General features: G+C 40.0%; 12 protein-coding genes. 2 read left to right on the plus strand and 10 right to left on the minus strand.

All coding sequences use genetic code 11. The features are described 5' to 3' along the window. Window positions 1–126: 126 nt before the first annotated feature. Together AC4E8C_RS21850 and AC4E8C_RS21855 are read right to left on the minus strand one after the other, a co-directional pair. A complete protein-coding gene (locus AC4E8C_RS21850) occupies window positions 127–1,140 on the minus strand; it encodes an SIS domain-containing protein (RefSeq protein ID WP_490208736.1) in 1,014 nt (337 codons plus the stop codon). A gap of 176 nt (window positions 1,141–1,316) precedes the next feature. Then, window positions 1,317–2,069 carry a GntR family transcriptional regulator gene (locus AC4E8C_RS21855; protein WP_490208737.1) on the minus strand — a complete coding sequence of 251 codons (753 nt, stop codon included), beginning with the start codon at window positions 2,067–2,069 and terminating at the stop codon, window positions 1,317–1,319. Between the two features lie 265 nt (window positions 2,070–2,334). On the opposite strand from AC4E8C_RS21855, the gene AC4E8C_RS21860 reads away from it, so the two are divergent. Both AC4E8C_RS21860 and AC4E8C_RS21865 read left to right on the plus strand, forming a co-directional pair. Next, entirely contained in the window at window positions 2,335–3,147 is an 813-nt protein-coding gene (locus AC4E8C_RS21860; RefSeq protein ID WP_490208738.1) for a PfkB family carbohydrate kinase, read from the plus strand. Window positions 3,148–3,222: 75 nt separating this feature from the next. Continuing rightward, window positions 3,223–4,629 carry an APC family permease gene (locus tag AC4E8C_RS21865; RefSeq protein WP_490208739.1) on the plus strand — a complete coding sequence of 469 codons (1,407 nt, stop codon included), beginning with the start codon at window positions 3,223–3,225 and terminating at the stop codon, window positions 4,627–4,629. Between the two features lie 302 nt (window positions 4,630–4,931). On the opposite strand, the gene AC4E8C_RS21870 is transcribed toward AC4E8C_RS21865, so the two are convergent. The 8 genes from AC4E8C_RS21870 to AC4E8C_RS21905 all read right to left on the minus strand — a co-directional run bounded on the left by AC4E8C_RS21870 (window position 4,932) and on the right by AC4E8C_RS21905 (window position 14,213). Continuing rightward, window positions 4,932–5,480: an NUDIX domain-containing protein gene (locus AC4E8C_RS21870; RefSeq protein WP_490212627.1), complete on the minus strand. Its 549-nt coding sequence runs from the start codon at window positions 5,478–5,480 to the stop codon at window positions 4,932–4,934. A 520-nt stretch (window positions 5,481–6,000) separates the two neighbouring features. Continuing rightward, window positions 6,001–9,033: an efflux RND transporter permease subunit gene (locus AC4E8C_RS21875; RefSeq protein ID WP_490208740.1), complete on the minus strand. Its 3,033-nt coding sequence runs from the start codon at window positions 9,031–9,033 to the stop codon at window positions 6,001–6,003. Beyond that, the gene (locus AC4E8C_RS21880) at window positions 9,030–9,992 is read right to left on the minus strand and encodes an alpha/beta hydrolase family protein (RefSeq protein ID WP_490208741.1); all 963 of its coding nucleotides are present in this window, start codon (window positions 9,990–9,992) and stop codon (window positions 9,030–9,032) included. Before AC4E8C_RS21880 ends, AC4E8C_RS21875 begins: the two co-directional genes overlap by 4 nt. A gap of 246 nt (window positions 9,993–10,238) precedes the next feature. Next, window positions 10,239–10,862, minus strand: a complete 624-nt coding sequence (locus tag AC4E8C_RS21885; protein WP_490208742.1) for a TetR/AcrR family transcriptional regulator — start codon at window positions 10,860–10,862, stop codon at window positions 10,239–10,241. 227 nt (window positions 10,863–11,089) lie between these two features. Next, window positions 11,090–12,298, minus strand: a complete 1,209-nt coding sequence (locus tag AC4E8C_RS21890) for a hypothetical protein (protein WP_490208743.1) — start codon at window positions 12,296–12,298, stop codon at window positions 11,090–11,092. A 12-nt stretch (window positions 12,299–12,310) separates the two neighbouring features. After that, entirely contained in the window at window positions 12,311–13,141 is an 831-nt protein-coding gene (locus AC4E8C_RS21895) for a hypothetical protein (protein ID WP_490208744.1), read from the minus strand. Beyond that, a complete protein-coding gene (locus tag AC4E8C_RS21900) occupies window positions 13,138–13,827 on the minus strand; it encodes an ABC transporter ATP-binding protein (protein WP_490208745.1) in 690 nt (229 codons plus the stop codon). Before AC4E8C_RS21900 ends, AC4E8C_RS21895 begins: the two co-directional genes overlap by 4 nt. Window positions 13,828–13,838: 11 nt before the next feature. Next, the gene (locus AC4E8C_RS21905) at window positions 13,839–14,213 is read right to left on the minus strand and encodes a GntR family transcriptional regulator (RefSeq protein WP_490208746.1); all 375 of its coding nucleotides are present in this window, start codon (window positions 14,211–14,213) and stop codon (window positions 13,839–13,841) included. Window positions 14,214–14,247: the final 34 nt, after the last annotated feature.

Genomic DNA, 14,247 nt, shown 5'->3' on the forward strand with positions numbered 1-14,247 from the left:
CGAAATATATATGAAAAAGAAGCAGTCGCGATTAAAGCTGACTGCTTCTTTTATTAATATGCTGTCAATTGTTAAACAGAGCACCCTGGAGCCCAAATCCTCAAACAAGTTCAGCTGATTAATCTATTAAAATGGAACCTTTTTGTAATATCTTCTAGTTGTCAGTGGGTGTTCTCTATATTTTTCTAAGTAGCAGCTTACACGCTCAAGCAATGTGGCAAACACAATTGGTGATACATAGCCGCGGAATTCTGGTGAAATGCCTTCTAATTCATAATCTTTCGTATCAAACACAGTCACTTCTTTAGAGAAATTATACGCAAAATTCTCTACTCTGTCTGTTAGTGGACGTGTTTTGTCTTCTCCTTTAAATACGAGAATACTAGTATCTTCCTCAACTAGCTCTAATGTACCATGGAAGAAGTGGGATGCGTGAACCGGGCGTGTTTTGATCCATTGCATTTCTTCTAAGATACACATTCCATAATAATGAACCTGTGGCCAAGCAACTCCGGATCCGGAAAGAATGTGGTAAGGTGTGTCTTGATGCTTTAATGCAAAGGCATTTGCTCTTTCTTCCGTTGCTTCTTTTACCTTTAATAATGCTTCAGGAAGGTTTTTCAATTCCTCAGCAAACTGTTCGTATTGAGGGAATTCATTACGCTTGTACATTAAGCGGAAAGCCAATAAGTATGACTGGATGTAAAAAGACTCACACGATGTATCATCTTCGGCAAAGTTTACAAAGGTATAATCAGTTATTTCTGCTAATGGAGTCCCCGCATGGCCAACAAGGCTGATGGTGGTTGCACCTTTTTCCTTCGCCCATTTTGCTACTTCTACTGTTTCCTTTGTTGTCCCGGAAAGGGAAGGCAGAATGACTAAAGACTTCTCGCTAAAATGGTTATGATCCATCAAAATCAATTCTGATGAAATTTCTGTAAATACCGGCAGAGTTGAGTGGGTTTTTAAAATAAACTCAGCTGGCTCCATCAAAATAACAGCGCCACCTGTACCAACGAAAAATACGTTATCGATTCCTTTTTCTACAGCCTCATCAATGGCTTTTTCAAATCCATCTCTTAATGATACTGCACCATTTTGGATCTTTAAAAATCTTTCTACATCAAAGTTAAACATATTCTTCGCCTCCATTAGAAATTGGTTATTACCATTGGTAAGTTACCTCTGGTCATAATATATCATGGCCGGGAAAAGAAAATCAATAACTTTTTTCAAAAATTTTAAACTAGGGGAAGTTTCTGAAACTTTTCAATGTAATTAGACAGCTGGATCAAAACGATCCAGCCATGTTCCTATATCTCATTAGGCCGGTAGACTTCACTTTCAAACCGTGCCTTATATCCTGGGTATCTGGATTTGACAAATTCAAATGGAGCCCCGTCCTCCGTAAATCCAAGACTCTGAAATAATACAATGGGACTGTCCTTCTCAATGTTTAGGTAGACAGACTCCCTCATATTTGCCTTTTTCACTTCAATTGACCGCTTGGCCTTATGAATCGTAATGCCGCATGTATTAAGAAATGAATACAAAGATAGATCGGAAAAATCCGCATGAAATAATTCAGGGCAAATATTTAATGGAATATAGCTGCTAACTAAACAAATTGGTTCTTCGTCGACAAATCTCAACCGTTCTAATAAAAATACTTCTGCGTCAGCAGGAATCCCAAGCATTTCTGAAACATCAGGAGGTGCTGGTTTAATAATTTGCTGAAGTACCCTGGAAGTTGGCTTTTTATTTTGCCGGCTCGCATCCTCATGAAATCCGATAAATGAATGCATTTCATGGTCAGTATATTTTTTCTTTTCAGCAATAAATGTCCCCTTGCCGGGAAGACGAACGAGTTCACCCGCCTGCTCAAGTTCCTCTAATGCCCTTCTTACAGTTGGCCTGCTGACGCCAAACAAATCACATAATTCCCGTTCAGAAGGAATAGGTGTGAGCGGAGAGAGATCCTTAAATTGGTTTAATATCTTTTCTTGCAACTGCTGGTATAGCGGCGGTGATAAACTGCCCTTCTCTAAATCCATATTCTTATCCATATAATGTTCAATTCCTTTTATATTAGTAAGTTACCATTGGTAATTCTTAGATAACTATTATCATACTACTTTCGAGAATTTGTTACAACCGGTTCCAATGGAAATCGTTTACATTTCTAAAAATAAAAAAATGTTTGACAAATTAATATTACCACTGGTAAGATTCTCTCATAATATTTTAAATTCTTGTACAGGGGGTAGAAAGGCTTAGATTAATAATTATCTATGATAGCGCTATCATAGTAAGATTTTTTTGGGGGGGAAAATGATGATTGTTGGTATCGGCGATAACTGTATAGACCATTACTTGCCGCCAATTGCTTTGAAGTTTACAGGCGGTAATGTAGTCAATCTAGTTGCAAACCTGGTAAAACATGGGCAAAACGCTTTATACATTGGAACTGTTGGAAAGGATGAACGAGGAGATACGATTATTTCTACTCTTCGCGACGAAGGGATTCTTACAGATTATATAGCCCAGGTGGATGGTTGCACAGGTCTTACGGAGATTGCGCTGGAAAATGGTGATTACGTTATTAAGTATGAGGAGTACGGGGTCAGCAACTCCTATTATCTGACAGATACTATTTTTGAGTATTTGCGAAAAAACGCTACATTGATTCATCTATCCCTTACAGGTAAGGCGGTGGAACTAATCCAGCAACTGAAGGATTTACATATTCCCCTTTCCTGTGATATCAGCCATTTTTACCACGATCAAGATCGTAAGTATTGGGCTGAGCTGCTGCCATATTTGGACTATGTATTTATTTCTGCCGGTTCAGTCCAAACAGAGGAGCAGATTTATGACTTGATTAACGAGATTGCTAGTTTCGGACCAAAATATGTGGTGGCGACACGGGGATCAAAAGGCTGCATTGCCTATCACGACAAAGAGTATTTCTCCTATAACTCGGTTATTTCCACCTCTGAGGTAGTTGACCCCCTTGGGGCAGGCGATGCCTTCCTATCCGGGTTCCTTTATTCGGCAGTAAATTCTGCTAACAATCTAAAAGACCATGTGCAACAGGGAAGCAAGTGGGCTGCTGAGGCATGCAGCCACTATGGTGCATGGTAAGCCCTGTTAAAAAAGTATCTTTCAACATGAAGTCACACCTAGAGAGCACGTAAACTACTCTAAGGAGGCATATATATGGGTCAAAGAAAGCCATCAACTCATTTAAAAAAAGATAGTGTTTCATTATTAGGTGCATTAGCCTTATCCGCCGCATTTATGGGACCAGCGGTTAGTATTTTCTTTAATATGGTGCCGGCGGCCAATTCTGCTGGAAAAGCATTTCCTTTATCGTTTGTTATTTCAATGATTGCCGTCCTTTTTATTGCCAATAGTGTCATTCAATTCTCAAAAAAGGTAAATGGAGCAAGCTTTGCTTTTTCTTATACCTCTAAAGGTGTTGGTCCAAAGACTGGCTTTAAGTCAGGCTGGATTTTACTATTCGCTTACGCCATGATATCTCCCATTACCTACGCTGGATTTGGCGTCATGCTGTCAGAATTTTTAAGCCGCCAATTCGATGTACATATCTCTTGGGTGGTATTCTTTGTCATCATAGGAGCAGTCATCAGCGGACTTTCTTATTTTGGTGTTAATCACTCAACCAACACCACTTTGATCTTCCTAATATTAGAACTAATCGTTATTCTCCTTCTTTGTGCTTCTGTTCTTATTAATGGTAATAACAGTGCTGAACCATTCATGATGTCAAGCGCTTCTCACGGATTTTCGTCGATTGGGTTGGGAATGGTTTTCGGAATCTTGTCCTTCACCGGATTTGAAGCAGCTGCTAACTTAGGTGAAGAAACGATAAATGCCAACAAGACAATTCCAAGAGCAATCACCATCTCTGTCATCATGATTGGTCTACTATATGTGCTAGGTGCATATGTTGCAGATATTGCTTTCAACGGGGATGCGGAGGCACTAGCAAATAATGCTTCTCCTTTCGATACCATTGCTCGTAATTTCTGGGGCAACAATTTTGCTTGGTTAATTAGTTTAACAGCACTAAATAGTGTATTTGCTAACGCAGTTGCAGGTCAAACCTCTATCGTACGTAACTTGTTCTCTTTGGGACGTGCAGGGATTCTACCTCGTTTTATCGGTCATACTAACCACAATGGTGTTCCTGTGAACGCAATCGTATTTGACTACATTCTTTCCATGATCTTAGGTGGCGCAGTCGGTATCTGGTTAGGCGGATGGGGAGTCTGGAATTTCCTCGGCGGTATGATGTCACTGGGATTAATCATTGTTTATTCGCTAGTCACTATTTCTCTTCCGATATTTTACAAGCGTAATTATCCGGAGGAGTTTTCAAAAACAAAGCACTTGCTTTTCCCGATTATCGGAATCTTGCTATTAGCTCTTCCACTATACACAAGTATTTATCCGGCTCCTGAATTTCCTTTTAACCTTGCACCATATATTATCATCACATGGGTGATCATTGGGGCTGTTTATCTAAGAATTATGCAGAAAAAGCGTGCAGATATCGTGGAGAAGTTCGGCTCCACTTTCGGAGACGAAAAAAGCGCTTAACAAACACTTCTTGCTCTGAAAAGAAAAATCGGGCAAAAATCGTTGGAAACGGGACAGTTCTCATCCCTTTAAATTTGATGTAAAAAGAACTCCTCCCATTTTAAGAGAGAAGTATCTTTTTTCTTCATTGTAGTCCCCGCGGAGTCTTTAGATTCCGCGGGTTTATCTGTTTATTCCGCGGGTCTCTTGGTTTTTTCCGCGGGTTTGGGCATTATTCCCGCTAAGTTTCCGATTATTCCCGCGGACTCATTTTTAGTGTCTCTTTCTCCGCTTCAAGCCTAGTAGAATCTATATTCCGACCTTTATTCCTTAACGCGATCCATCATAAACTTATATCTTAAGACAGCGGCAAGCCCCGCTCCATGTTTGAAATCCCCGTTGATCATCAGTTCCTTCAATTCTTCCATCTTGATATAATGAAGTTCTATTTGCTCGCTGTTTTCTAACTTTTGCTCGGTTGGGGTTAAGCTGGCGGCCGCGAATAAGAAAATTTCCTCTGTTGTTGAGCCGGGGGAAGGATAAAAGCTCCCTAATTCCAGCCAATGCTCAGCGACAAAGCCAGTTTCCTCCTCCAGCTCTTTTTTAGCCACCTCAAGTGGTAAAGCGCCCTCTTGATCAATCATCCCGGCCGGTAGTTCCCACTCCCAGCTATTGATGGCATGACGGTATTGTTTTAAACAGATGACTTCCTGATTTTCCGTAATCGGAAGGATACAGACTCCATTGGCAAAATTCAGATAGGAAAAAGTCTTTTCCTCTCCATTTGGAAGTTCGACCTCATCAATTAAACATTCAAAGCGGTCTACCTTTATTTTACTAGAGCTAATAATATTCCAGGTCAATTCGCTCACCTCTTTCATTTAATAAAAACTTCTCCCAATAGTATGAAGCAAAGAATTCAAATTTGTTGTCCAGTGTTATCTAGCGGTGGCAGGTTCTTGTATGTCAATTCGGTCCAAATACTGTCGATCCTCATATACGACCTTCAATATTACCCTTTAAGTCTATTCTAATAGTTTAGATATTTTATGTTAATAGAAATTTGAAAACTCTCATAAATTAAGATACCCCAAAATTGGAACACAAGGCAGCCAATCCCATACTTATTCCAAATTAGAGTGATCGGTTCCCAGCCCCATAGAAAAAGACCTACTCAAATGAATGAGTAGATCTCTTCCTCAATAAAAACAAGCTGATTTTCCCAATAATTGTATTCATTACAGCTTCGCGTCCTATGCCAATATAGATACTGGCATCATAGAACCTTTTCCCTTTTGGTTGAAAATAAAGGCATGATGGGTAATGCAACGGCCTTCCTTTTACCAATTGAATAAATCAGCCATACTTGAATGATTGAACCAACTCAATATTTTATTGACTTACGGTACCTGTTACTTGGTTATCAAGGAGCCTTTGTTTTTTGGCCTTCCTGAAATGGAATAATTCATAAAAGGTAGGAATGACAAGCAGCGTTAACAGGGTAGACACGATGAGTCCAAAAATGACGACCACTGCAAGTCCCTTTGAAACAAGATTTAAACTCATCGCCGATTCATGTGTAATTAGAAGCGGAAGCATGGCAAATACAGTGGCAAGAGCTGTCATAAGAATTGGCCGTAGACGTACAGTTCCAGCTTCCATTATCGCTTCACGAATACTCATTTTATCCTCATTGTGACGGATACGATCAACCAGCACAATGGCATTTGTTACAACAATTCCAACCAACATCAGCATGCCGATACCAGAAGAGATATTAATGCTGGAGTGAGTAATCACCAATCCTAATAGTGAACCAATAGCAGCAAGCGGCAGGGAAATCAAAATGGCTATGCTGGCACGGAACGACTTTAAAGTAACAAGCAAGATCATAAACACAATTCCAATTGAGAACATGGCAAGCTTGCCCAATTCTACTAAATCATCCGAGGACTGCATAGCAGAACCGGTGATTTCGGCGCTTGTTTCTTTTCCCAATATATGATTTTTATCCCAAGCAGCGATCTGTTGTTGAATCTTGCCAGTCACATCGACCATTTTGTCCGGATCAACAGAAGCACTTACTTGAAGATAATGATGGTTTTCTTTTGAATAGATGGTTCCTTTCTGCTTACTTTCTTCTATCTTAGCAATGCTTGATAAAGCAACCGGCCCATCAGGGGTCATAAGTTGCAGATCCTTAAAATCATCCGCCGTTTGGATTTCTTTTAATGCTCCCAATTTAACGGTAGTGGACCGTCCATCTATTTTGATGCTGCCAATTGCAGCAGGCTTAATCATGGCATGGATGGACTGGGCGATTTCCTGTGCGTTGGATAATTTTGAATTTACCGTAATCGTAACGGTTGGCTTTGTATTTTGATCATTGCTTTCTACCTTTTGCACACCATCAATGGTGCTTATTTCTTTCTTGACGATATCAGATGCTTTTTTAATATCGTCTTCATTCTTGCCTATGACATCAACTGACACAGTCGTTTTATTGGTTCCCAACAAACCAGCTGTGTCAGCAGTCAGCTCCGCACCTGGAAACTGTTCTTTTGTTTTTCGGATGTCTTTCACAAATTGGGCAGAATTGGTCCCTTCTTTCGGAAAAACCATAAATCGAACTTCGTTTGCATCTTGCAGATTGCCGTACTGTGCCGCTTCCTCATTGATACCAGCCAGGGCAATATGGGTTTTTACCCCTTCTTTATTTGAAAGAAGGCTCTCCATTTTCGAAATTCCCTCTTTCATTTCGCTAAATGGAGTTCCACTATGATAGCGGAGTCCTATTGCTATATAGGCAGAATCCTTCTGGTCGACAGACCCTTTAGGCATACTCACAAATAACCCGACAGACCCAACCACTACGAGAATTACTAGTATGATAGGAAGCCATTTATGATTAAGCGACCATTTCAACACAGATGGGTAGAAGGCATTTGCCTTGTGTTCTTTCACCTTTACCTTTTTCATCATGCGGGCGCTGAGTGCTGGTACCACTGTCAGCGAAACAAGCAGGGAAGATAATAGTGAACAAGTAATCGTAATCGCGAACGGGGCAACAAGATCTCGTAAACCTCCCGAAACAATCAGCATTGGAAGGAATACTGCCACGGTTGTAAGGGTAGATGATGTGATGGCTGCTCCCACTTCTTTTACGGATTCTACAAGAAAGTTAGGGGTTAGTTCATTATTTTTCTTTCTTCGGTAAATATTTTCAACTACCACGATACTGTCGTCAACTAACCGTCCGACCGATACAGCAATTCCTCCGAGTGTGAGAATGTTTAAGGTAACGCCAAAGAAGGAAAGTAAAATCATGGTGATACAAAGAGACAGTGGAATGCTGACAATCGTAATCAGGGTCATTCGGAGGCTGCGAAGGAATAACCAGATAATGAGCGTGGCAAATAAGGCTCCGGTCAATACTTCTCTAGTCATTGAATTAATGGAATCGAGAACTGTATCCCCCAAATTCATCACAATCGTTGCTTGGAGCGTTCCCTTGTAGTCATGGTTGATTTTTTTTACCGCGTCTTCCACTTGTTTCCCAAGGGTTACGGCATTGGAGGTGGAATCCTTCTGAATAACAACGTCGATAAAATTCTTCCCGTTCAAATGGGTGATGCTGTCGGTATCTTTTTGCATGGTAACTTCTGCAACATCCTGCAGTTTGGTGTTACCGTTTAGCTCGATGTTTTTGAGTTCATCAAGAGATTCTATTTTTCCTGTTACGATAATGCTGGTTGCTTCGTTGTTTAACGTTTGTTCGCCCACCGCAACAGAGGTATTTTTTCCTTGAAGAAGTGTATAAAGCTTTGTAAGTGGGAAATTTACTTCCATCAATTTGGCAGGGTCAACTTTGATCATGACTTGTTGATTTCTCCCGCCGTTTGTGATGACGTTGCCGATTCCTTTGAGGTCTTGGAACATCGGGATAATCTCATTATCTACGATGGTTAGCTCTTTATTGCCAATTTCCTTATCAAAAGTAAGACCTAGTTCTACAATCGGAATTTCAGATGTGTTGAGGTTGATTATGTATGGCTTCATGACGCCATTTGGAAGATTAACCATTGAAATTCTTTCTTGAATTTGCTGTTTTGCCTCTTTCACATTCATGCCAGAATCAAAGGTGACGGTCATCTGAGTAAAGTTATTTCCTGTTTGTGCTGCTACATTTTGTTTTCCTTTGACGCCGGCCAATGCCTGTTCAATTGGCTGTGTGACCTGTTCATCCATGCTTACTGCATCCATCCCGTTTGCAACCACTGAAATGGTCACGTAAGGCTGATCAGCAGATGGCATCAGCTCCATTGGGATAGTGGTGTAACTAAAAATACCAAAAATCATTGAGGCCATTACAGAGAAAGCTAATGCCGCCTTGTTCCGTAACGCCCAGTTGGTAAACCAAGTCATAAAACAACCCCCTGTCTATTCTTCCAGTTCCTTAACCAAACAATAAGTTTATCTTTTAATTCCGAATCAATAGGTTGTTTAAGTGACTTTTTATTATGATTCATGATTTTGCTCATGGTGTATTCAACATCTGTTTTACGAAGCATATGAGTCATATCTTGAATAATATGGGTTTCACATTCGCCTGGAACAAGTGCTTTAATTTTTTCTAAATCGCTGATCTTTACGTTGACATCCTTTGTTCCCGTAATAGCTAAAACAGGACAAGTGACCTTTTGTAACGGTTTTGATACGTCAAATTGTACTGTCTCCCGGTTCCATTTAGCGTTAATTTTTTTTCCTTTATACTTTATAACCGGCTTATCCGATGCTTGCAGCGCCTTTACTAAATCATCATTCATTTTTGTGAATTTTTCATCTACCTTTAGTAATCGAAGCAGCCAGCCTTGGAATCCTTTGACTGATCGTAAATCCTTCATTATTTCCTCACGCTGCCATTTCATGGTTTCTGTTAAAGGTTCAGCTATTCCGGCAAGCAGAATCATTCCGTCTACTGGGACTTTTTCATAGACGAATGGCGCGATAATACATCCTTCACTGTGTCCTAGTAAAATCACATTTTCAGAGTCTATGTTTGGATGGTTTTTAGCAAATTCTACGACAGCTTGAGCATCGTCGATTAAATCGTACACGCCCATTTCATAGTAGTCCCCCTTACTCGCTCCTACTCCCCTTTTATCATAACGAATACTCGCAAACCCTTCTGCAGCCGCTAGATCACTTAATTCCTTAAAAATATTCATAGGCATTCCTTTAGCATTCGAATCTCGATCGATGGGTCCACTTCCATGTACCATTACAACTAAAGGAAATTTTTCACTGCTTCCTTTTGGGATCGTTACTGTCGCAGCTAACGGAAATTGTCCTTGTATCACCACTTCAATCTCTTTATTCATCATTTTCAACACCCTTTATTATTTTTTTGCTGAACGAATCGCCCCGAATACAATCGGCTTAACAGAGATTCCTTCTTTCTTTATAAAGAAAACGATCCATCCCACAAACAAGATAATAGAAAACAGAGTAAGGACGAATATCGAAACGGCCGTTAACTGACTAACTATTCCAACCACCCTGGAAAATAAATGAACCACCTGTCATTTATTTTAAATGACAGGTGGTTCATTTTGCAACATGTTTTTCCATTATTTCTCTAATTTCACAAAAACCATTTCCATTAACTGTTTCTTCAATTGGTTCATTTGCTGCTCCGCATTAATTTGCTGTGCTCCAAACGCCAAACTATGCAGCATAATTCCGTCTATTCCAGATATCATATACTTTACGATTTCGTCCACTGACTGGTTTGGTTGGAATTCCCCTCCATCCACACCATTAAGAATTAATTTCATAAATAGCCCTGTCACACGGGTATAGCGCGTCACGAAGAATTCACGCACTTGATGATCCCTCCACCCAGTTGTCCAAAATTCATAAATGGCTGGCACTATGCTGTCTTCTAGATTATCAATGGATTGGGTGGTCTCCTTCAAAAATCTTTGCAGTACACCCCATGCGGAATCATTATTTTCTTTTAGCAGCGCTGTGATCCGCTTCTCTTGCTGTGAGTCTAAATAATCTATTAAAGCAAAAAAAATCGTTATTTTATCCTTAAAATATAAATAAATCCAACCCCGGCTCATCCCTGCTTCCTCAACAATGTCCTTCAGGGTTGTCTGTTCGTACCCTTTTCGTTTGAAGACCTCTGAGGCTGCTAGCAGTATTTGTTGAATCCGGAGTTCCTTATGCTCATCTGACACTTTTGGCATAATCGTATCACTCCCATTCAATTAATGGTTATTTTTCGTTAGTGGTAGATTTCCTGAGATTCCTCCTAATTTAAAATCTTACTCTATAAATTCATTCAAATCCACAGGGACGGATCTCATAGGGGACAATCGGAAGTTTTATGCGCAAAAAGGCACAACTAGCGAATAGTGCTCGTTGTGCCTTAGTTCTGGGCACGGATTTTTAACTGCAGTCCCCCAGTTCATTATCACTGAATTTTTTCAATTTCATTAATGAAGAGCTGATAATCCTTTTGTCCCTGATTTGTATTTTTTACTTTTAGTTTTCCTTCATATAAGGATTTTCCTGTTTTTAGATTGCGAACCTGGATGGTGTGCCCGGTTGGTGTTGCTTGAATAATATATAATCTATCATTTATTAGTTTCATATAGGGAGTACTCTCTCCATCTTTACCCATCACCATATCAACGGTCAGTTTTTTGCCCCATTTCTGATTTTCGATATCATACGTATTCACTTCTATCCCCTTTTCCGTATGGGATGGAATATAAATGGAAGACTGACTGATAGCAGCAAAATTGTTAATGGATCCTAACATTTCATCAGGCACTTCTATTTTCTCCAACTGATTTGTTTCTAACTCGTACACCATGACTTCACTTGTGACTACTTGCGGCCCATCCTCTGATCCCATTTCACCATGATCTTGGGCTGGTTGCTCACCATAAACATCCACTTTTAATAAAAGATATTTTTCCGATTGAATAGAATTATCATCATTCATAACGAAGAGGTCTACCCCACCATTCTCTACCGGAGGAGCTGTATAAATCTTTTCATTCTTGACGTACATTTGTGCAGCGATGTTAATGGTGTAGACGTTCAGTTCGCTTCCACCCTTTGTCCGAAACCCCCTAGTGATCACATTGATGTCCCCATCAATGACTTGGACATCCACCACATCCATCCAACCGTATGTTTCCTTTTTGGGCACATCGAGCTGAAAAGAAGTCGTCTCTTTTGATTTTTTAGTTAAAATGTCTATATCAATAGCTGCATGTAAAGTGTCCGGGTCCTTTATGTTTGCATAGGCTACTAGTTTTTCATCTTCATAAAAGGCATTAGGATTTACTTCCTTCCCACGCATAAAGCTTCGATTTTGTTTAATCAATTTTTTAAATATGGGTACGTTGCTAGCCCTGGTTAATCTTTGAATCAACGATTGGTTCGTTTGATTGATCGTTTCCTTATTTGTGATTTGTAAAGATTGATTCAAGTTACCTACCATATAGTCACCGTATAGGAGTACATCATTGACTTCCTCTTCATTCCCACTTACTTTTTCCAATTCAATCGTTGTTTTCTGTACGGCAGCCAAACTTGATTGTATATAAAAGGTGCCAATAATTAGTACCGTTACGATACTAAGCGTGATGATTTTCCAATATCGTTTCATGTATGTGCCCCCTTAAACCCTTACTTTTTTCTGAATGAGGAAATTTCCTGTCCAAATGGCACCAGCCAAAACCAATATCCCAGTTCCGAGTTCCATAAGGAATACCTCTAGGGGATAGAAATAATTGTTTAGAATAAAAGTATTCACTAATAATGGCAGTAAAAAGATGAATACGGACGCAGCACTATAGAGAAGGCCATAAAACACCCCTTTGAGACGATAAGAACGTTCAAACAATATGGCTGTAAATACAATCATTACGGCCGTAATTCCACCACCATAATAAAGAACAAATTCCGTAAAAGTATTCGGAAATAAAATCTGAAAATCGGGAATCTTAATGATTTCATACACGGAAAGGTCTGTCCGAAACTCCTGCGGAACCATCATTTTCAAAATACGATTTTCAATCGGGAATAAAACCAGCTGCAAGGCCACAAGACCGACCGTATAGAGTAAAATCGTGGCTGCCTTGGCTAAATAAACATGAAGCCGGGCCGTCGGCAGCATCAACAAACGATAAATGAAGGTATTTTTCCCCAACCAATCACGATACCAAATAAAAAAGACATAAATCAGTAAAACAACCAAACAAAGCCCAATCGGCGCGATAAACCAAAGTGTCTCCGCAACAGAAGAAAACGACAGGGTACCAAATTGTTCGAGATATTCATTCTTCGACATGAGTTCTTTATAGATCATTTGATTGGATTGACTGATATATTTTCGCGATTCTACAATCACGCCCATGATTTGGGAAAGAACCGTCACTCCCATTAATACAACAAAGAGTTTCCAAAAGCGATTAAACTCAAAACTGACAAGCTTCAAAAAACGATTCATCCCGTATACACCTCTCTCATTACATCAATGACGGATTTTCCTTCCTTCTCTCTTACTTCTTCGGTATTAAATTCTTTTATCACAACCCCGTGATCGAGCAGCACAACCTTATCAATGAGATGTTCAATATCATTGATTTCATGTGTCGTGATAATGACCCCGCGATTCTCGATGAGGTGACTTGTAAATACCTCAGCAATCTGCTCCCGGCTAAAAATATCGATTCCAGAGAAAGGTTCGTCCATTAGGATATAATCCACATCCAGCGCTAACCCGAGCAACAAATTTACTTTGGCGGTGTTGCCCTTTGACAGTTCCGAAATCCGATCAGTTTCTTTTAGTTTGAAAAATTGGAGCAGTTCACTGGCTCTGTCCTGATTCCAACTGTCGTAAAAGTCAGCCATAAACAAAAACGCATCGCCGATTTTCATTTGCGGAAGCATCGTAATCGCATCCGGGATAAAGGTGATTTTTTCATAACTTCCTTTATGAATTTTTTCTCCGTTAATTAATATTTCACCGCTATTAATCGGGGTCAAGGCCATAATTGCTTTCATAATTGTTGTCTTCCCAACCCCATTAATGCCAATTAAACATGTAATTTTTCCTTTTTCTGCCGTAAAGGACACCCCATTTAACACGGTCTTCCGTCCAAATTTCTTGGTTACATTTTTTACTTCAATCACCTAAATCCCCCCTATTCCTGACTTTCCCGCTCGTATTCGTTCTTCACGAAATCCAATGCTTCGTGTAATGGGACATTGATGGACCGGACGGATTGAACGAAAGCATCGACTGCCTCTAAAATCAATTCCTCTCGGACCCTTTTCAACACTTGCTCATCCTTGGTAATGCGGCTTGGCAAATTTCCCTCCGTAAAAATCAATCCCTGTTCCTCCATTTCTTTATAAGCACGCTGCGCCGTATTTGGATTAATCTTCAGCTGATTCGCAAGTTCTCTTCGCGATGGAATCTCTTGGCCCGGTTCAAAAGACCGAGTGGCAATTTGTCCCTTAAAGTGCCGAATCACCTGAACATAAACCGGATCCCTATTGTTAAACTTCACGTCCATAGACCCAACTCCTAAAAATTTTTACTGTATTACG

It is taken from the genome of Neobacillus sp. SRL179, from assembly GCF_984799095.1.

Excerpts from the sequence above, each read along its gene's own strand:
- AC4E8C_RS21850 (WP_490208736.1), bottom strand. The coding sequence starts at position 1,140 with ATGTTTAACTTTGATGTAGAAAGATTTTTAAAGATCCAAAATGGTGCA.
- AC4E8C_RS21855 (WP_490208737.1), bottom strand. The coding sequence starts at position 2,069 with ATGGATAAGAATATGGATTTAGAGAAGGGCAGTTTATCACCGCCGCTA.
- AC4E8C_RS21860 (WP_490208738.1), top strand. The coding sequence starts at position 2,335 with ATGATGATTGTTGGTATCGGCGATAACTGTATAGACCATTACTTGCCG.
- AC4E8C_RS21865 (WP_490208739.1), top strand. The coding sequence starts at position 3,223 with ATGGGTCAAAGAAAGCCATCAACTCATTTAAAAAAAGATAGTGTTTCA.
- AC4E8C_RS21875 (WP_490208740.1), bottom strand. The coding sequence starts at position 9,033 with ATGACTTGGTTTACCAACTGGGCGTTACGGAACAAGGCGGCATTAGCT.
- AC4E8C_RS21880 (WP_490208741.1), bottom strand. The coding sequence starts at position 9,992 with ATGATGAATAAAGAGATTGAAGTGGTGATACAAGGACAATTTCCGTTA.
- AC4E8C_RS21885 (WP_490208742.1), bottom strand. The coding sequence starts at position 10,862 with ATGCCAAAAGTGTCAGATGAGCATAAGGAACTCCGGATTCAACAAATA.
- AC4E8C_RS21890 (WP_490208743.1), bottom strand. The coding sequence starts at position 12,298 with ATGAAACGATATTGGAAAATCATCACGCTTAGTATCGTAACGGTACTA.
- AC4E8C_RS21895 (WP_490208744.1), bottom strand. The coding sequence starts at position 13,141 with ATGAATCGTTTTTTGAAGCTTGTCAGTTTTGAGTTTAATCGCTTTTGG.
- AC4E8C_RS21905 (WP_490208746.1), bottom strand. The coding sequence starts at position 14,213 with ATGGACGTGAAGTTTAACAATAGGGATCCGGTTTATGTTCAGGTGATT.